The organism is Nocardia sp. FBN12 (genome assembly GCF_050320175.1).
GTDB lineage: Bacteria > Actinomycetota > Actinomycetes > Mycobacteriales > Mycobacteriaceae > Nocardia.
The window spans coordinates 4,904,779-4,922,534 of sequence record NZ_CP190048.1 but is presented as its reverse complement, the minus strand read 5'-3'; the positions used below and the strand labels follow the sequence as shown (position 1 = coordinate 4,922,534).

Below are 17,756 nucleotides of genomic sequence, written 5' to 3'. Positions count from 1 at the left end.
TGTCGGCCAGGCTCCATCCGAGGGCGTGCCCTCCAGGGAGCCACTCGCGAGAGGATGGATATGAACCACTTCGCTCGACGTACTGCTGCCGGAAGCGCCGCGGTCCTGGCCGCGGCGGGTCTACTGCTCGCCGCGGGCTGCGGCGACGACGACAAGGACAAGGCCAAGGACGCCGTCGCCTCGGTGACCTCCGCGGTCGGCGCCCCGGGCGGGGCGACCACCACCGAGCACGACATGGACGCGATGACCACCACGCCCGGTTCGGAAACCACCTCCGGCTCCGAGACCACCTCGGGCGCGGCCACCGGCGGGGCGGCAGGCGAGTCGACCACCATCTCCACCCCGAACGGTGACATCACCGTCTCCGGCGAGGTGTACAAGAAGTACGTGGCGGCCGGCGGCGCGAACAGCCCGCTCGGCGCACCGGAAGAAGCCCAGGAAGCCGGCCCCAACGGTGGCGAGTACCAGGACTTCACCGGCGGCACCGTCTACTGGAGCAAGGATTCCGGCGCCCACATCGTGTGGGGCGATATCCGCGAGGCGTGGGAGGAGAACGGCGGCGCCAACGGCACGCTGGGCTACCCGACCAGCGACGAGAAGGACATCACCGGCGGCAAGCAGAGCGACTTCACCGGTGGCACCATCACCTGGGTCAACGGCGAGACCACGGTGACCCCGAAGTAATACCAGCTCAGCGTTGCCTTCCGCTCAGCGCGGGGACCCGGGTTCACCCCGTAGGTCCCCGCGCTCGCGGAGGAGGTACTAGGTTGTCGGGGTGCAGAAAACTTTGACCGATCGCGAGCTGCTGGATTCGCTCGCGGACGAGGTGGAACTGAACCTGCGTCGCCACATCGACCTGGCCGACGGCTGGCAGCCGCACGAGCAAGTGCCGTGGGCGGACGGGCGCAACTTCGCCTTCCTCGGCGGCGAGGACTGGACTCCGGAACAGTCCGAGCTCAGCGATACCGCGCGGCTCGCACTGACCGTGAGCGTCCTGGTGGCCGACAATCTGCCGTCCTACCACCGTGAGCTCGGCAAGCACCTGCGCACCGGTCCCTGGTGGCGCTGGGTCGGCCGGTGGACGGCGGAGGAGAACCGCCACGAGATCATGATCCGCAACTACCTCATGCTCACCCGCGCGGTGGACCCGGTCGCGCTCGAGCGGGCCCGGATGCAGCACATGACCGACGGTTTCAACCGGCCCCCGATGCACCTGATCGACGTGCTGGCCACCTGTGCGTTCGAAGAGGTCGCCGCCGCGATCCGGCATCGCAACACCGCCGCGCTCGGCGAGAACCCGATCGTCACCGCGATGGCCGAGAAGCTGGCCGCCGACGACGAACTGCAGGCCGAGTTCTTCGCCGTGCTCGTCGCCGCCGCCCTGGATCTGGTTCCCGATCAGGCCGTGCGCGCGATCGCCGACCGGGTCGCCGATTTCCGGGTGCCGCACGTGGATCTGCCCGGTGGTGGTTCGAGTGACGAGGCGCTGGCCGAGGCGGGGATCTACGATCCCGCGAAGGAGGGCGAGCTGGTGTTCAAGCCGCTGCTGAAGCGCTGGAACATCTTCTCCCGCACCGATTTCAGCGAAGAGGGCGAAAAGGCCCGCGCGGAACTCGCTCTGTATCAATAGCGGCTGGCGCCGCGGCACCTGACCGGCGACCCGGCCGCGAACGCCCTCCTCGAGGTCGGGGGTGCGTGGCCAGGTTCCGTTCTATTGAGCCCGGTCGACGTCGGCCATTGCCAGTACGTCGAGCTTGCGGTCGAGCTCTTCGAGTGAGAGCTTGTCCGGGACGAGGCCGCGGTCGATGACGGTCTGGCGGATCGTCTTCTTCTCGCGCAGTGCCTGTTTGGCGACGGCGGCCGCTTCCTCGTAACCGATGGCCGAGTTGAGCGGGGTGACGATCGACGGCGACGACTCGGCGAGGGTGCGCAGGTGCTCCTCGTTGGCGACCAGGCCGCTCACGCACTTGTCGGCGAACAGGCGAGATACGTTGGCCAGCAGGCGAATCGACTCGAGCAGGTTGCGGGCCATCACGGGGATGTAGACATTGAGCTCGAACGCCCCACTCGCCCCGCCGAACGCGATCGCCGCGTCGTTGCCGACCACCTGCACCGCGACCTGCGTAACCGCCTCGGGCAGAACGGGATTCACCTTGCCGGGCATGATCGAACTGCCGGGCTGCAAGTCCGGCAGCTGCAATTCGCCGAGCCCGGTCAGCGGGCCCGAACCCATCCAGCGGATGTCGTTGGCGATCTTGGTCAGGCTGACCGCGATGGTGCGCAGCGCGCCGGAGGCCTCGACCAGTCCGTCGCGCGCGGCCTGAGCCTCGAAGTGGTCGTGTGCTTCGCGCAGCGCGTCGATCCCGGTGGTACGCACCAGTTCCGCGACAACCTTCGCGCCGAATCCGGCGGGCGCGTTGAGCCCGGTGCCCACCGCGGTGCCGCCGATCGGCAGCTCGCCGAGGCGCGGCAGGGTCGCCATCGCGCGTTCGATGCCAGCGGCGATCTGGCGGGTGTAGCCGCCGAACTCCTGGCCGAGGGTCACCGGCACCGCGTCCATCAGGTGGGTGCGGCCCGACTTCACCACGGTGCGCCACTGCTGCGACTTGTCGAGCAGGGCAAGGCGCAGATGTTCCAGTGCGGGAACGAGATCGGTGATCACGGCCTCGGTGGCGGCCAGGTGCGTGGCGGTGGGGAAAGTGTCGTTGGAGGACTGCGACATGTTCACGTCGTCGTTGGGGTGCACGGTCATGCCGTCGCGCGCGGCGATCGAGGCGATCACCTCGTTGGCGTTCATGTTCGAGCTGGTGCCCGAACCGGTCTGGAACACGTCGATCGGGAATTGGTCATCGTGCTCGCCGTTCGCGATCTCGCCCGCCGCCGCGATGATCGCGTCGGCCTTGACCGGATCGAGCAGACCCAGATCCTTGTTGACCTGCGCGCACGCGGCTTTCAGCAGACCGAGCGCCCGGATCTGGGCACGCTCGAGCCCGCGCCCGCTGATCGGGAAGTTCTCGACCGCCCGCTGGGTCTGCGCCCGCCAGAGCGCATCGACGGGGACGCGAACCTCCCCCATAGTGTCGTGTTCGATCCGGTACTGCCCGTCGTCGTCAGCCATAGTTCGACACTAGGACGAGAACGTCGCGAATGGTGGCCCCACACCAGCGGCGATTCCCACACCGCCCGCGGGAATACATCGAAGGGCAACCACAGCGGAGACCACCACAGGCGAGTCTTACGAGCCCTCGGGGCCGCGAACCCGCGGCCCCGGCCGCCTGTGTCAGGGCAGCGGCGGGTTCGCGCTGTCGTCGCCGTCGAAGTCGACCGAGGAGAACTCGCGCAACTTCGTCAGGCGGTGGTAGGCGTCGACCATGCGGACGGTGCCCGACTTGGACCGCATCACGATGGACTGGGTCGAGGCGCCGCCGGGGAAGTAGCGGACGCCGCGCAGCAGGTCACCGTCGGTGACGCCGGTCGCGCAGAAGAACACGTTCTCGCCGGAGACCAGGTCGGTGGTCGAGAGCACCCGGTCCAGGTCGTGGCCCGCGTCGATGGCCTTCTGTCGCTCTTCATCGTCCTTCGGGGCGAGCTTGCCCTGCATCTCACCGCCGAGACAACGCAGCGCGGCGGCGGCGATGATGCCCTCGGGGGTGCCGCCGATGCCGACCAGGATGTCGACGCCGGACTCGGGACGCGCCGCGGCGATCGCGCCTGCGACGTCACCGTCGGAGATGAGCCGGATGCGCGCACCCGCGTCGCGGACCTGCTGGATGGTTTCCGCGTGGCGGGGACGGTCCAGGATGCACACCGTCAGGTCGGAGACCGACAGGTGCTTGGCCTTGGCGACGTTGCGGATGTTGTCGCCGATCGGGGCGTTGATGTCGATCGAACCCGCGGCGTCGGGGCCGACGGCGATCTTGTGCATGTAGAACACCGCGGACGGGTCGAACATGGCGCCGCGCTCGGCGACCGCCAGCACGGAGATGGCGCCGGGGGAGCCCTTCGACATCAGGGTGGTGCCGTCGACCGGGTCGACCGCGAAGTCGACCTCGGGGCCGGTGCCGTCGCCGACGAGCTCACCGTTGTAGAGCATCGGCGCTTCGTCCTTCTCGCCTTCGCCGATGACGACGATGCCCTTCATCGAGACCGAGCTGACGAGCTGACGCATGGCGTCGACGGCCGCGCCGTCGCCACCTTCCTTGTCGCCGCGGCCGACCCAACGGCCGCTCGCCATCGCGCCTGCCTCGGTGACGCGGACCAGCTCGAGTGCGAGGTTGCGATCAGGTGCCTCGCGGCGGCTGGGGGCGGGCGAGGTGGGCGTCATTGCGGAGTGCCTCCTTGGCGTTGGTGTTACGGGGGCATTGTCGCATTTCGAAACGGCACGCTCGTGCACGACCTCCTGCGATGACCCCTGAGCGGCCTGGTCATGGCCCGAGTGGATACTGGTAGGCGTGGCACAGACCAAGCACCGCATTTTCAACGACTACCGCGATCTGTTCTGGTCGTTGATCCCGTTGGTGCTGGCCGCGGTGGTCTTGGCCGGGGTCGCGAGCCAGTGCTCGGTGGCGACCAACGGCCCGACGCAGGGTCAGATCCCGCATTTCGACGCCGACGCCGCGCTGACATCCGACGCGAAAACGCTGTCGTTCCCGATCCGCAACCCGACCCTGCCCGCGGGCTGGGTGTCGAACTCGGGCAGCCGCGACACCATCGCCGCCGCGGGTGGCGCCGCGGTGAGCACGGTCGGCTACATCACGCCGCAGGGCACCTACATGCGGTATTCGCAGACCGATGCCGCCGAGGAGGCCCTGTCGCGCCAGGAGCTCGGCTCGCGGTATCCGACCGGGACGCAGGACGTGGCCGGGCAGAAGTGGGTCGTCTATTCCGAACCGACCGAGGAAACCGGCTGGATCGCCGACCTCGGAGGGGTGCGGATCCTGATCACCGGCGCGGGTAACGAAGCCGCCTTCACCACTCTCGCGACGGCGATCACGACGGCTCCACCACTGGCGAAGTAGCTCAGCTGAGTCGGTAGGACCAGCCGCTGTTGGGGAGCGCGGTCGAGGTGGTGATCGCGTCCTCGGCGTCGTCGGACTTGCCCTGCGCCAGCAGGGCGTACGGGTCGAATTCGCGTTTGGCGGCGGCTTCCTTCGCGCCCCACGGCTTCATTCCGCCCGCACCGAGGACGGGTGTGTGCGAGTTCGCGATGAACAATCCCGCGCGCTGCAATCGCTCGGTGGTGGCCGCCAAGTGCTCCTGGCTCTCGAAGGCGAAGACCGGTGAGCCCTGACACGACAGGCCGCCGTCGATCCGCTTCATCTCCACATGCAGCGGCCCCAACTCGGCGAATTCCCGGTGGATGCCGACGATCGACTCGTACAGATCCCGCTGTGGGAACAGTGCCATCAGCCCGGTGAGCTTGTCGTTGTGACGCTGGTAGCGCAGCATCGAATGGCCCCAGGTGAACTCGTAGAGCGGCGCACCGTAGCTGCCCTTGCCCTCGAGGCAGCGGTAGCGGATCCGGCCGCCGTTGTCCTGCACCAGATCCTCCACGTTCGGCACCGACTGGACGGCGGCCATCAGCAGCACCATCGACTCGCCGCCGGGAATCAGCCCGGCGAGTTCGGGGAAGTACTGCGGGAGCGGATGCGCTTGGGGCGAAACGACTTTCGTGAGAATGCCGTCGCTGCGGGAGATGTCGACCGCGAAGCGGGCCGCCTGTTCGAACGCCGGGAACGAGACGACCAGCTCGTGCCATTCCCAGGCGGGGGCGACCGGCAGCTCGACCTCGGTGATGATGCCGTTCGCGCCGTACGCGTGGTGCACGGTGTTCACATCGCGCCCGCGCAACTCGATCAGCCGTGGGTGTTCCTCGACCGTCATCACCTCCAGCGCGGTGATGTTGCCGGTGTCGCGCAGGATGCCCCAGCGGCAGCTGCCGATACCCGCGTGCCCGCCCGCGATGTAGCCGCCGACGGTGGCCTGATGCGCGGTCGACGGGTGCATCCGCAGCTCCCAGCCGGACGGGCGGATCGCGGCGTCGATATCGGCGACGACAGTGCCGGTGAGCGCGCGAACGCTGGTTGGCAGGCGTCTGCCGGGTTCGCCGTGCCAGCCGAGGACGCCGGCGACAGCGGTGACATCGATCACCGCGCCACCGCGCAGCGGCACACCCTGACCGAACTGCCCGGAACCGGCCCCGCGCACGGTGATCGGGATGCGATGACGCGCGCAGGCGGCCACCGCGGTGCGCAGCTCTTCCTTGGTACGTGGCGCGATGAAGATCTCGGCATTGCGCCCGCGCAACAGGTCTCGCAGGACCGGGCTCTGGGCGAACCGGTCCCGGCTCTTGGTGCGCAGCTTGCGGGTGTCGGTGGAGAACGTGATGGGACCCAGGTCGGCGCGCAGGCTCGTCAGCGAATCGGTGGGTGCCATCGGCCGTACTCCGTCATTCGAACTTTCCGTGCGCCGCGCGCAGGGCGATCCTCGCCGGACCGACCGTGCAACAGCGTGCCCGGCCGGTGTTTCGCGGCGGTAAAAGCGGAATGTCGGTCCGCGTACTCAGTCGGCGGTGTCGAGGTCGGCGCGGGACAGGGCGTCCTCCACCCGGCGGCGCGCCCCGGCGAGATGCTGTTCGCAGCGGGTGGCCAGTGCTTCGCCGCGTTCCCACAGGACCAGGGAGTCGTCCAGGTCGAGGCCGCCCTGCTCGAGCATCTTCACCACGTTGATGAGCTCGTCGCGGGCGCGTTCGTAGCCGAAGGCCGCGATCTCGGCCAGGGTGTCGGCAGCGGTGTTCTCGGAACCGGCGTCGGCCACGGTCACTTCCTCTTCTCGTCGGTGGTCTCTGGCGTCAGTCGTTTGGCACCGAGTGCCGCGGCGGTGACGGCTCCGTCGGCGACCCTGATGCGGAGCTGGCTTCCCGCGGGGGAGTCGTCGATCGAACGAACGACATGGCGTTCGGGACCGGCGACGCGCTGCACGACAGCGTAGCCACGGGCCAGCGTGGCGGCCGGACCCACCGCGGTGAGCTTCTCGCGCAGATGCAGGGTGGTCGTCGACTCGCCGCGCAGGAGTTGTTCGACGGTGCGTCGCGCGGCGGTGCGCAATCGTTCCAGCTCGTCGTGGCGGTGGGTCAGTTCGCGCAGGGGATCGGCGAGGACGGGGCGCGATCGCAGCTGCGCGATGATGTGCTCTTCGCGCTGGACCCAGCCGCGCAGCGCGGCCGCCGAGCGTGCGCGCATCTCACGGACCCCGGCCAGTTCGGCGGCGGCGTCGGGGACGATGCGCTTGGCGGCGTCGGTGGGGGTGGCCGCGCGCAGGTCGGCGACCAGGTCGAGCAGGGGATTGTCGGGTTCGTGGCCGATGGCGCTGACGATCGGGGTGCGCGCGGCGGCGACCGCGCGGCAGAGGGCTTCGTCGGAGAAGGCAAGCAGATCTTCGACGCTGCCGCCGCCGCGCGCCAGCACGATCACCTCGACCTCGGGGTCGCGATCGAGTTCGGCCAGGGCCTCGAGCATCTGTGGCACCGCGGTCGGACCCTGCACCGCGGTATTACGGATGACGAATCGGACTGCGGGCCAACGGTTCTGGGCCACGGACAAGACATCTCGTTCGGCCGCGCTTGCCCGTCCGGTGATCAGCCCGATCGTCGCGGGCAGGAACGGCAGCGGCCGCTTGAGCCGAGCGTCGAACAGCCCCTCGGCCGTCAACAGGGCTTTGAGCCGTTCGATCCGCGCCAGGAGCTCACCGATGCCGACGGCGCGAATCTCGGTGACCCGCAACGACACCGTGCCGCGCCCGGTGAAGAACTGCAGCTTGCCGTAGACGACCACCCGGCTGCCCTCGGTCAACGGCACCGGCAGCCTGCGCAACAGGTCGGGATCGCAGGTCAGCGACAGCGACATGTCCACCGAGGCATCGCGCAGCACCAGGAACGCGGTGCGGGTGCCCGGGCGCGCGTTGATCTGGGTGACCTGCCCCTCCACCCAGATGCTGCCGAGCCGCTCGATCCACTGGGCGACCTTCACCGCGACCGAGCGCACCGGATACGGCTGCTCCGCCGAATTGGCCGGAGCGCCGGTCTGCGCGACGCCGTCCTGAGTCATGAGTCAGTTCTACGCGCGGCCACCGACACAACCAAAAAGACGGCCGCGATCCGATGTGTCGGATCGCGGCCGCCTCGACGGAAGTCCGGTTACTTCGCCTGCACCGTGGCGATGCGGTTGGTGAGCATCGTGACGAAGGGGGCGCGGGCGCGGGTCTGCTGTTCGAAGGCCAGCAGCTGGCCGAGCTCTTCGAGGGTGAGCATGCGCAGGCGGGCGCGCAGCTGGGCCAGGGTCATCGCGGGGTAGTCGTAGCGGATCGCGACCTCGGGGGCGACGACCTCCTCCGCGGCGGGCTCCTCGGCCGGCTCGATGACCTCGTCCTCGGTCTCGAGCAGCAGCAGCGAGGCGGGCACGGCCTTGCCGTTGGTCTGCGGGGCCTCTTCGAACAGGTCGAAGCGGCTGGCGTGGCCGTTGGTGGCGGGCGCGGGCGCGATGTCCTCGTCGAAGGTGGCCCACTCGGGCTGCTCGGCAGGCGCCGAACCCAGCCGTTCGAACACACCGTCACCCTTGAGCGCGAGGCTGGTCACGAACTGCTGCACATGCATGGTGGTCTGCAGCACGCGACTGAGCGCGGTGATCGGGAAATTGACCGCGGCGACGGGCAGTCGCCGGGTCTCTTCTAAGGCATACACGGCGGCGCCGGCGGCCACCCTGGCCAGGAACGGAGGTCGAAACATGCCCCCAGCCTGCCCCAAACCGGGTGTGATGCAAAGGTCCACACCCCGGTTGTGTGACTTTCGCCCCTTGATCCGACCTGATCCGGCCCGTCGCGCGCACGTAAGCTGTGGGATATGACCTCGGCAATTCCCTTGAACGTCGGTATCACGCGCTCCGCGGGCGCGAAGGCTGCCGGTGGCAAGCGCGTGCTGCTTGCCGAGCCGCGCGGCTACTGCGCAGGCGTCGACCGCGCCGTCGAGACCGTGGAGAAGGCGCTGGAGAAACACGGCGCCCCCGTCTATGTGCGCAAGGAGATCGTGCACAACCGCCACGTGGTGGAAACGCTGCGTGAGCAGGGCGTGATCTTCGTCGACGAGACAGACGAGGTGCCCGAGGGCGCGCTGGTCGTGTTCTCCGCGCACGGTGTCGCGCCGATCGTGCACGAGACCGCCGCCGAACGAAACCTGCGCACCATCGACGCCACCTGCCCGCTGGTCACCAAGGTGCACCAGGAAGCCAAGCGCTTCGCCCGCGACGACTACGACATCCTGCTGATCGGCCACGAGGGCCACGAGGAAGTCGAGGGCACCGCCGGTGAGGCGCCCGAACACGTGCAGCTGGTCGACGGGCCCGACTCGGTGGACAAGGTGACCGTGCGCGACCCGTCGAAGGTGATCTGGCTGTCGCAGACCACGCTGTCGGTGGACGAGACCATGCAGACCGTCGAGCGGCTGCGCGAACGGTTCCCCACGCTGCAGGACCCGCCGAGCGACGACATCTGCTACGCGACCTCCAACCGCCAGACCGCGGTCAAGGCGATGGCGCCCGAATGCGATCTGGTGATCGTGGTCGGTTCGCGCAACTCGTCCAACTCGGTGCGACTGGTCGAGGTGGCACTCGGTGCCGGTGCGAAGGCGTCGTACCTGGTCGACTACGCCCGCGAGGTCGACCTGGCCTGGCTCGAAGGTGTGCAGACGATCGGCATCACCTCCGGTGCCTCGGTGCCGGAGATCCTGGTGACCGGGGTACTCGACCTGCTGGCCGAACACGGCTTCGGCGAGGTACAGCCGGTGACCACAGCCAACGAAACGCTGGTCTTCTCCCTGCCCCGCGAACTCCGTGCCGCGCGCAGGGACACCGCCCAGAGCTGAGACCTGCTCACTCACCGGGTATGGGCTGACCGAGCCACATCCATCGCCTGGCCAACGCAAATCTCCCCGCAACTCGGTCTGACCTCGAGTCGCGGGGAGGCGGGCGAGCCTCAGACGTTGTCCGGGCGGCGGCGTTCTGTGCGGGCTGAGTCGGCGCGGTCGCGGTAGCGCACGTTCGGCTGCGGGTGCGGGGGTGCTTCGCCGCGGCGGCGCGGGACGCGGGCCGGTTCGGGTTCGCGGGGGGCGGCGGCAGCGCGGGCGGGGCGGGGTTCACCGCGTGCGGCTCTGGGTTCGCGTGGCCTGGCCGCTGCGGGGGCGCGTTTCGGTTCGGCGGGCCGGGCTGGTCGGCGGGCCGGGCTTGCCATGTCGACCTCGGTGTCGGGCTCGTCCAGGACCGCGGTGCCGCGGCGTGGTCGCTTGCGGGCGGCGGTGGCGAGGTCGGGGGTCGATTCGGGGCGACGGCGTTTGGCCGGCTGGCGTTCGGTCTTGGGTTTGCCGCGACGCTCCGACGCACCGGGTCGGGCCGCCTGGGGCGTGCGCTTGGCGATCGCGATCCTGGCTCCACCGATCGCCAGGACCAGCACGGTCGCCAGCGCCATCGTCGGGAAGCGCTCCACCAGCGGGATGATCAGGTTGATCAGGACTTCTTTGATCGAGAAGGTGGCGCGCCCACCCAGCAGCTGGCAGGCCACCGGCACCGCGACGAACAGCAGCAGTGGCGGCATCACCATGGTCGAGAACAGGCCGCGAAAGCGCACCGCGCAGACGGCGAGCACACAGCCGAGCACATACAGCGCCGAGAACGTGCCGGTCGGCAGGGTTTCACCGCCGAACGCGTCGATCAGGAACCCGACGCCCGTCGCACCGACGGCGACCAGAATCGCGGCCCAGGCGGGGATGCCGGGTACCGAGGGCACGATCGAACGTTGCGGCGCGGGCACCCGGGGTCGCGCACGTTGGGAAGCAGCCACACTATGACACTAACTGCACATCGGCCCCGTAGGCGCCACGGCACGGGGATCTCAGATGCGATCCTCAGCGTCCGCTAAGGCCACCACCCGCGGTCGGGACTCCGTGAGCCGGATTGCCGGGAGCTCCTGATCGGCGATCCCGAGATCGTGCATCCGGCGCGCGGTGACCATCACGCGTGACTCCACCGAGCCCACTGTCGCGTTGAAAGCAGCTACGGCCTTACCGAGATTCACGCCCAGATTGTCCAGATGTTCGGCGACCTTGCCCACCCTGGTGTAGAGCTCCTTGCCCAGTTGCTGCACCGTTGCCATATCGCGCGAGAGCGCTTCCTGTCGCCAGCTGAACGCCACAGTGCGGAGCAGCGCGATCAAGGTAGTGGGGGTTGCCAGGATCACGTTCCGCCCGAACGCGTACTCCAGCAGCTCGGCATCGGTGGTGAGCGCGGCATCGAGGAACGGGTCGCCGGGCACGAACAGCACGACGAATTCCGGCGCCGGGTCGAATGCCGCCCAGTACGCCTTGTCGGCCAATTGGTCGACGTGGGCGCGCAGGTGCTTGGCGTGGCGGGCCAATAATTGGGTGCGCGCGCTGGGGTCGTCGGTGGTCGCCGCCTCCAGATACGCCGAGAACGGCACCTTGGCGTCGACGACGATGTGGCGGCCACCGGCCAGCCGCACCACCATGTCGGGCCGGACCACGCCGCGATCGTCGCCGCCGGACCTGGATACCTGGGTGTCGAAATCGCAGTGCCGGGTCATCCCGGCGAGTTCGACCACCCGCTCCAGCTGGATCTCACCCCACCGGCCGCGCACCTGCGGCGCACGCAACGCGGCGACCAGCTGACCGGTCTGATCGGAGAGTCGATGCGAGGTGCGCTGCATGCCTGCGACCTGCTCGCGCAAGCCCGAATACGCATCGATCCGGTGGTGCTCGACCTGCCTGATCTGCTGTTCCAATGCCCCGACCGCGTCGCGCAGCGGATCGACCATCGCGCCGATCGCGGCCGAATGCCTGCGCGCCGCATCCTCGTTGGCCGAGTGCAGCGACTGCTGCAGCAACCGTTGATTGTCCCCGGCCGCCGCGAGCCGAGCCTCCGCGGTGGCGGCGCGTTGCCCACCACGGGCGGAGTGGCCCAACCAGCCGAGACCGAAGCCTGCGGCGAATACCAGGACGAGCGCGACGAGCATCGAAGCGGTCATGGCGGCGATACTGCCCGAGGCCACCGACAAGTTCGCAATTCCCCGGCAAACCGGGCAATTCCGCGGCGGATGCACCACGGACGGGTGCGCACTATCCGCCGCAGGCCGAACATTCGGCCGGTGTGTGCGCCACGCCGGTGAATTACACGCGTGTGGTGCGTCGATTGAATTCTGTCGGGGGTGTGCCCTACGGTTCGCGACATGCGGATCCTGCACACCTCCGACTGGCACATCGGGCGCACCTTTCACGGTGTCGACCTGCTGGCCGATCAGGCGCGCGTGCTCACCGCGATCGCGGAACTGGTCGTGCGCGAATCCGTGGACGTGGTGGTGGTGCCCGGCGACATCTACGACCGCTCCATCCCCAATGCCGATGCCATCGGGGTCTGCAATCGCGGATTCGAGGCGATCCGGGCGGCGGGCGCGACGATCATCGCCACCTCGGGCAATCACGATTCGCCCGCTCGACTCGGTGCGGGCGCCAGCTTCGCCGCGGCCGGTGGGCTGCACCTGTGCACGAGAGTCGCCGATGCGGACCGCCCGATCGTGCTGGCCGATACCCACGGTGACGTGGCGTTCTACGCGATCCCCTATCTCGAACCGGAGATCACCCGCACCGAACTCGGTGTGCCACAGGCGCATTCGCACGCGGAGATCCTCGATGCCGCGATGGAGCGGATTCGTGCCGATCTCGCCGCCAGGTCCGGCACGCGCACGGTGGTGCTGGCGCACGCGTTCGTGATCGGCGGCGAGGCCACGGGTTCGGAGCGGTCGATCTCGGTGGGCGGCGTGGAGACAGTGTCGATGTCAGCCTTCGACGGCATCGACTATGTTGCGCTCGGCCACCTGCATTCACCGCAGACGCTGTCGGAGTCGGTGCGCTACAGCGGATCCCCGTTGCCGTATTCGTTCGGGGAAGCCTCGCATCGAAAAGCCGTGTGGATCGTCGACCTCGATGCCTCGGGACTGGCCGCGGTGCGCCGCCAGGAGCTGCCGCTGGTGCGCGGGCTGAGCAGGCTCACCGGCACCATCGAATCCCTGCTCGGCGACGCCGAATACGCGGCGGCCGAAGAGCATTACGTGTCGGCCACGCTCACCGACACCACCCGCCCGGTGGACCCGATGCGTAAGCTGCGCGAGCGATTCCCGCACGCGGTGCACGTGGAATGGGCTCGGCCCGAAGGTAGCCCGGAATTGCGCTATCGCGAGCGGGTACACGGCCGCCGCGATGCCGAGGTCGCGGCGAGTTTTCTGACCGACGTACGTGGCACACCGAGCGAGGGGGAGATGGCATGGGTGGAGCGGGCGCTCGAGGCGGCGGTCCGCGACACCGATCCGGTCCGCGAATCCGGCACCGGGGAGTCGGTCGACGCCGCGGACGCTGTCGCTTGAATCCGGCGAGTGCCGTCCGCGCACGCATGTCCGGGGAACCGGGCGTCGAGGCCCGCCGCCGGGCCGACATCGGCGGTGGCGCATGAGGCTGCATCGGCTCGAGATGGTGGCGTTCGGTCCGTTCGCCGAGCCCACCGTCGTCGATTTCGACGCGCTCGGTACCGACGGGCTGTTCCTGCTGCACGGGCACACGGGCGCGGGCAAGACGACCGTCCTCGATGCCATCGCGTTCGCCTTGTACGGGCGCGTGCCGGGAGCGCGGGGGGAGAGCAAGCGCCTGCACTCCGACCACGCCGACGTACAGACCCAGCCCCTGGTCACCCTCGAAGCCACCCTCGGTGGCCGGCGCCTGCGGCTCACCCGTAGCCCGGCGTTCGAACGGCCGAGCAGCCGCGACAGCACCAAGGTCCGCGAGATTCAGGCCAAGGGCACCCTCGAGTGGCTCGACGGCTCGGGCGAGAACCTGTCCCGGCTCACCGACATCGGTGACGAGGTGATGCGCCTGCTCGGCATGAGCGCCGACCAGTTCTTCCAGGTGGTGCTGCTCCCGCAGGGCGATTTCGCCAGATTCCTGCGCGCCGAGAACGAAGACCGCGAGAAGCTGCTCGAAAAGCTCTTCGACACCCAGCGTTTCGGCACGGCCGAGAAATGGTTGTCGGATCGGCGCCGCGCGGCCGAAGCCGATCTGGCCACGCGTCGGCAGGGCATCGATCGCCTGATCACCAAGGTCGGCATGGCGGCGGGTTACGGCGGCGCGGAATCGATCGGGATCCTCGACGCGGTGACCTGGTCCCAGGAACTGCTGGCCACCGCACGCACTGCCCTCGCCGAGGCGACCACGAATGCCGAACTGCGGCACAAGGAATCGGGCGAGGCCCGCACCGAAGCCGAAGCGCAACGCCGCATCACCGAGCTGCGCGCCCGGATGGCGGCGGCCCGCGCGGAGCTGGCCGCGTACGCCGCCTCGGCCCCCCGCCGCGCCGAACTCCAACACGAACTCGACCAGGCCCGCCGCGCCGAACCCGTTGTCCAAGCCATCGACGAAGCCCGCTCGACAGTCCGCACCTTGCGCCGCGCCGAAGCCGCAACCCGAAGCGCCGCAACCACATTGGCAGACCAGCTCAGAGCCCCTGCCGCCGCCGACATCGCGGGCGTAGACCTGCTGACCGTTGTGATGGACGACCCGATCGGCCCGTCTGCCGGCGTTCTCGGTTCGGGCGCGGGCGTTGTCGATATCCGCGGTGATCTCGATGCGGGCATCAGTCAGTGGAACGCGCTGCTCGGTGTGCTCGGTGAGGTGCGCGCCGATGCGGTGACCGCGCGTCAGCTCACCGGCGATCTCGCCGCCCACGAGAGCGAAGCCGCTCGGCTGACCCAGCGCGCGGGCGACCTGGGCAAGCGGCGCCTCGAACTGCCGACGGCGATCGCCTCGGTGCAGGAACAGTTACGCGAGGCGACCGATGCGGCGGCCGCGCTGCCCGGAGTGCGCAACGAGCTGGCCAAGTGGCAGGACGCTGCGGCAGCGGCGGTCGGAATAGCCCGGCAGCGGCCGGCTTTGGACAAGGCGCAGGCCGAACTCGATACCGCTCGCCGTGCCCATCTCGATGCCAGGGAGCGCGTGCTCGACCTGCGCGCACGCCGCCTCGCGGGGATGGCCGCCGAGCTCGCGGGCGCGCTCACCGACGGTGCGCCGTGCACGGTCTGCGGTTCGGCCGACCATCCCGAACCGGCGCGGCCCACCGATGACGCGGTGTCCAAAGCCGCCGAGGACAGCGCACACGCGGCCGAACAGGTCGCCGAGGCCGCGCGGGAGCGCATCGCCGAACGCATCGGCGCCATCGAGCGCGAGATCGAGGCGCTGATCGCGCGCGGTGGCGACGCCGATCCGGTCACCCTCGCCGACGCGGTCCGCACCGCCACCCACCGCTTCGACGACACCGCCGAAGCCGCCGACCGCGCCCCCGCCCTGACCACCCGGCTCGAGGCCCTTCGCGCCGAGGAGACCGCACTCCACGACCGATCCCGCGACCTCGACGCCCGCCTCGGCACCGTCACCGCCAACATCGCCACCACCCGCACCCGCCTCGACGAACTCACCGCCCGCCTGCGCACCGCCGCGGGTGCCGACGACACCGTCGACGCCCGCACCGCCCGCCTCGAGTCCCTCATCACCGTCGCCGCAACCCTGCGCACCGCTCGCACCGAGGAATCCGCCGCCCGCAACGCTGTGCAAACCATCGCCGATCGCGTGGAAAACCTCGCCCGCGCAGCAGGTCTCGTGCCCGAGGGGTACGGGGCCGCCGTCGTCGCCGAACCGAATACCGCCGACGCCGTGGTGACCGCGGATGTCGCTCCCAACGCCGACACGGCCATGGCGGATGGTTCCATGGCAGCCAACGCCACTGACGTCGCCGCGGGAGCGGGCAACGCTTCGCCGGCCGACGCAGACGGGGCAGCCGACCTCGCAAAGACGGTGGATGGCGCCGCGAAACGCCCGACCGAGCACGCCAGAAGTGCACGTGAATCCCGTGCCGTGCGCGCCGACCCCGAAATGCCGAGCCTGTTCGACCTTTTCGAGGAAGATCCGATCGACGAGGAACCGGCAGACGAAGTCTCCGAGATCGAGCCGGCAACGCCCCGCGACGACATCGCACAGCTCACCGCCTACGCGCAGGTCGTCACCGCCGTCGCGCGGACCGCGCAGCAGCAGGCCACGATCGAACACGAACTCACCGCCGCGGACCGCGCCCGTGCGCATGCCGAGGCGGTGCTGGCCGAACCACAGATCCGCGCTGTCGCCGAGCAGACCCCGGGCGACCTGAACGCGCTGGAACGCCGGTTCAGCGAAGCGCAGGGCGCGCTCACCGCGGCGGTGGCGGCACAGTCGGCGGCCACCGAGCGCGTCGCCCAGCTCGAGCAGCTGGGCACGCAGCTGTGGGGCGAGGTCGAGCGGATCGCGCCTAAACAGCGTGATTTCGACGAGTTGGCGGCCGTGGCGGAAGTAGTCGCGGGCCGTGGCGAGAACAACCGGCGAATGTCGTTGCGCTCCTATGTCCTTGCGGCTCGGCTGGAAGAGGTCGCCGTCGCGGGCTCGCTGCGGCTGCGCCGAATGTCGGGCGGCCGTTATGAATTCGTTCACTCGGACAAGGCGGGCCCGCGCGGCAGGCGCGGCGGCCTCGGGCTCGATGTCCGCGACGACTACACCGGCGCCATCCGGTCGGCGAAGACCCTCTCCGGCGGCGAAACCTTCATGGCCTCACTGGCCTTGGCCCTCGGCCTCGCCGACGTGGTCGCCGCCGAATCCGGCGGCCTGGTCCTGGACACCCTGTTCATCGACGAAGGTTTCGGCAGCCTCGACGCCGACACCCTCGACGCGGTCATGGGCGTGCTCGACGAACTCCGCGCGAACGGCCGCGTGGTCGGCGTCGTCAGCCACGTCGATGAAATGCGTCAACGCATCCCCACCCGCCTGCACGTCCTGCGCGGCCGCGCAGGCTCTCACCTCGAAGCCACCGTCGCGTAATCGACGCCGTCGTGGCGTCGACGGCAGCCGCGCGCGATGACAAGACGGCGATTACGCCGGCGCCTTGTCGAGTGCCGACCGCGAACGGCTAGGAGTAGGCGCGAACCCGGGGAGCTTGCCGTCGACGAGCGGGATCATCAGCTGGACCAGCGGTCCGATCCCGAAGGCGTAGACCAGCGTGCCGATCCCCACACTGCCGCCGAGGAACCACCCGGTGGCCAGCACCGACACCTCGATACCGGTACGAACGGACCAGACCGGCCATCCGGTGCGAGCGACCAGTCCAGTCATCAGTCCATCGCGTGGTCCCGGACCCATGCCCGCGCCGATATAGAGCACTGTCGCCGCGGCGTTCACCACCACCGCGGCCAGCATGGCCAGAATCCGCAACCACAGCCCGTCCACCGCCGGGATCAGCCACAATCCGGCGTCGACCGCGATCGCGATCACCACCACATTGCTGACGGTCCCGAGCCCCGGCCGCTGCCGCAGCGGAATCCAGGCGAGCAGCACGGCGATCCCGGTCAGCGCGGTCACCACGCCGAAACTCAACGGCACATGCGCGGCGACCCCCTGGTGGAACACATCCCACGGGTCGAGCCCGAGCCCCGCCCGGATCATCACTGCCATCGATGTCCCGTACAACCACAAACCGACATACAGCGCGACCAGGCGACGAGTGAGCATAGCTAACAGAATCCGGCCTACTGGACCTGAAAAAAAGAGCCAATCGACGATCACTGGACTGGACTTCCGC

15 protein-coding genes are annotated in these 17,756 nt (G+C 69.3%); 6 read left to right on the top strand and 9 right to left on the bottom strand.

The annotated features are described in order from the left end of the window. The first annotated feature begins 60 nt into the window (after nucleotides 1–60). Nucleotides 61–684: an LGFP repeat-containing protein gene (locus ACQHI0_RS23325; protein ID WP_427903959.1), complete on the top strand. Its 624-nt coding sequence runs from the start codon at nucleotides 61–63 to the stop codon at nucleotides 682–684. Between the two features lie 91 nt (nucleotides 685–775). Further along, nucleotides 776–1,630, top strand: a complete 855-nt coding sequence (locus ACQHI0_RS23320; protein WP_427903958.1) for an acyl-ACP desaturase — start codon at nucleotides 776–778, stop codon at nucleotides 1,628–1,630. 81 nt (nucleotides 1,631–1,711) lie between these two features. On the opposite strand, the gene ACQHI0_RS23315 is transcribed toward ACQHI0_RS23320, so the two are convergent. Continuing rightward, nucleotides 1,712–3,118 carry a class II fumarate hydratase gene (locus tag ACQHI0_RS23315; RefSeq protein ID WP_427903957.1) on the bottom strand — a complete coding sequence of 469 codons (1,407 nt, stop codon included), beginning with the start codon at nucleotides 3,116–3,118 and terminating at the stop codon, nucleotides 1,712–1,714. A gap of 162 nt (nucleotides 3,119–3,280) precedes the next feature. Next, nucleotides 3,281–4,324 (bottom strand): class II fructose-bisphosphatase, encoded by a 1,044-nt coding sequence (gene glpX / locus ACQHI0_RS23310; RefSeq protein WP_427903956.1) that lies wholly within the window; start codon nucleotides 4,322–4,324, stop codon nucleotides 3,281–3,283. Nucleotides 4,325–4,451: 127 nt separating this feature from the next. Here glpX and ACQHI0_RS23305 point away from each other — a divergent pair, with 127 nt between their 5' ends. Then, nucleotides 4,452–5,018: a DUF4245 domain-containing protein gene (locus ACQHI0_RS23305; RefSeq protein ID WP_427903955.1), complete on the top strand. Its 567-nt coding sequence runs from the start codon at nucleotides 4,452–4,454 to the stop codon at nucleotides 5,016–5,018. Between the two features lies 1 nt (nucleotide 5,019). Here the strand turns inward: ACQHI0_RS23305 and ACQHI0_RS23300 are convergent, their stop codons facing one another. The 4 genes from ACQHI0_RS23300 to ACQHI0_RS23285 all read right to left on the bottom strand — a co-directional run bounded on the left by ACQHI0_RS23300 (nucleotide 5,020) and on the right by ACQHI0_RS23285 (nucleotide 8,782). Then, on the bottom strand, nucleotides 5,020–6,435 hold the full coding sequence (locus tag ACQHI0_RS23300; protein ID WP_427903954.1) for an FAD-binding oxidoreductase: 1,416 nt from the start codon (nucleotides 6,433–6,435) through the stop codon (nucleotides 5,020–5,022). A 126-nt stretch (nucleotides 6,436–6,561) separates the two neighbouring features. Next, entirely contained in the window at nucleotides 6,562–6,822 is a 261-nt protein-coding gene (locus tag ACQHI0_RS23295) for an exodeoxyribonuclease VII small subunit (RefSeq protein ID WP_378638114.1), read from the bottom strand. Further along, nucleotides 6,819–8,105: an exodeoxyribonuclease VII large subunit gene (xseA, locus tag ACQHI0_RS23290; protein WP_427903953.1), complete on the bottom strand. Its 1,287-nt coding sequence runs from the start codon at nucleotides 8,103–8,105 to the stop codon at nucleotides 6,819–6,821. Before xseA ends, ACQHI0_RS23295 begins: the two co-directional genes overlap by 4 nt. An 89-nt stretch (nucleotides 8,106–8,194) precedes the next feature. After that, a complete protein-coding gene (locus ACQHI0_RS23285) occupies nucleotides 8,195–8,782 on the bottom strand; it encodes a lipid droplet-associated protein (protein WP_427903952.1) in 588 nt (195 codons plus the stop codon). Nucleotides 8,783–8,896: 114 nt separating this feature from the next. On the opposite strand from ACQHI0_RS23285, the gene ACQHI0_RS23280 reads away from it, so the two are divergent. Next, on the top strand, nucleotides 8,897–9,913 hold the full coding sequence (locus ACQHI0_RS23280; protein ID WP_427903951.1) for a 4-hydroxy-3-methylbut-2-enyl diphosphate reductase: 1,017 nt from the start codon (nucleotides 8,897–8,899) through the stop codon (nucleotides 9,911–9,913). A 110-nt stretch (nucleotides 9,914–10,023) separates the two neighbouring features. Here the strand turns inward: ACQHI0_RS23280 and ACQHI0_RS23275 are convergent, their stop codons facing one another. Beyond that, nucleotides 10,024–10,884: a DUF6542 domain-containing protein gene (locus ACQHI0_RS23275; protein WP_427903950.1), complete on the bottom strand. Its 861-nt coding sequence runs from the start codon at nucleotides 10,882–10,884 to the stop codon at nucleotides 10,024–10,026. A 51-nt stretch (nucleotides 10,885–10,935) separates the two neighbouring features. After that, the gene (locus ACQHI0_RS23270; protein ID WP_427903949.1) at nucleotides 10,936–12,084 is read right to left on the bottom strand and encodes a DNA recombination protein RmuC; all 1,149 of its coding nucleotides are present in this window, start codon (nucleotides 12,082–12,084) and stop codon (nucleotides 10,936–10,938) included. A 201-nt stretch (nucleotides 12,085–12,285) separates the two neighbouring features. On the opposite strand from ACQHI0_RS23270, the gene ACQHI0_RS23265 reads away from it, so the two are divergent. Beyond that, complete coding sequence (locus ACQHI0_RS23265; RefSeq protein ID WP_427903948.1) at nucleotides 12,286–13,476, top strand: exonuclease SbcCD subunit D; 1,191 nt, start codon at nucleotides 12,286–12,288, stop codon at nucleotides 13,474–13,476. Nucleotides 13,477–13,558: 82 nt separating this feature from the next. Beyond that, a complete protein-coding gene (locus tag ACQHI0_RS23260; RefSeq protein ID WP_427903947.1) occupies nucleotides 13,559–16,999 on the top strand; it encodes an AAA family ATPase in 3,441 nt (1,146 codons plus the stop codon). Nucleotides 17,000–17,050: 51 nt separating this feature from the next. Here ACQHI0_RS23260 and ACQHI0_RS23255 read toward each other — a convergent pair whose 3' ends face one another. Further along, nucleotides 17,051–17,686 (bottom strand): YczE/YyaS/YitT family protein, encoded by a 636-nt coding sequence (locus ACQHI0_RS23255; protein WP_427903946.1) that lies wholly within the window; start codon nucleotides 17,684–17,686, stop codon nucleotides 17,051–17,053. Between the last annotated feature and the right edge of the window lie 70 nt (nucleotides 17,687–17,756).

Bases quoted from the DNA above. Each gene is read 5' to 3' on its own strand.
- ACQHI0_RS23255 (WP_427903946.1), bottom strand. From the start codon at position 17,686: ATGCTCACTCGTCGCCTGGTCGCGCTGTATGTCGGTTTGTGGTTGTAC.
- ACQHI0_RS23270 (WP_427903949.1), bottom strand. From the start codon at position 12,084: ATGACCGCTTCGATGCTCGTCGCGCTCGTCCTGGTATTCGCCGCAGGC.
- ACQHI0_RS23285 (WP_427903952.1), bottom strand. From the start codon at position 8,782: ATGTTTCGACCTCCGTTCCTGGCCAGGGTGGCCGCCGGCGCCGCCGTG.
- glpX (WP_427903956.1), bottom strand. From the start codon at position 4,324: ATGACGCCCACCTCGCCCGCCCCCAGCCGCCGCGAGGCACCTGATCGC.
- ACQHI0_RS23265 (WP_427903948.1), top strand. From the start codon at position 12,286: ATGCGGATCCTGCACACCTCCGACTGGCACATCGGGCGCACCTTTCAC.
- ACQHI0_RS23260 (WP_427903947.1), top strand. From the start codon at position 13,559: ATGAGGCTGCATCGGCTCGAGATGGTGGCGTTCGGTCCGTTCGCCGAG.
- ACQHI0_RS23315 (WP_427903957.1), bottom strand. From the start codon at position 3,118: ATGGCTGACGACGACGGGCAGTACCGGATCGAACACGACACTATGGGG.
- ACQHI0_RS23325 (WP_427903959.1), top strand. From the start codon at position 61: ATGAACCACTTCGCTCGACGTACTGCTGCCGGAAGCGCCGCGGTCCTG.
- xseA (WP_427903953.1), bottom strand. From the start codon at position 8,105: ATGACTCAGGACGGCGTCGCGCAGACCGGCGCTCCGGCCAATTCGGCG.
- ACQHI0_RS23300 (WP_427903954.1), bottom strand. From the start codon at position 6,435: ATGGCACCCACCGATTCGCTGACGAGCCTGCGCGCCGACCTGGGTCCC.
- ACQHI0_RS23280 (WP_427903951.1), top strand. From the start codon at position 8,897: ATGACCTCGGCAATTCCCTTGAACGTCGGTATCACGCGCTCCGCGGGC.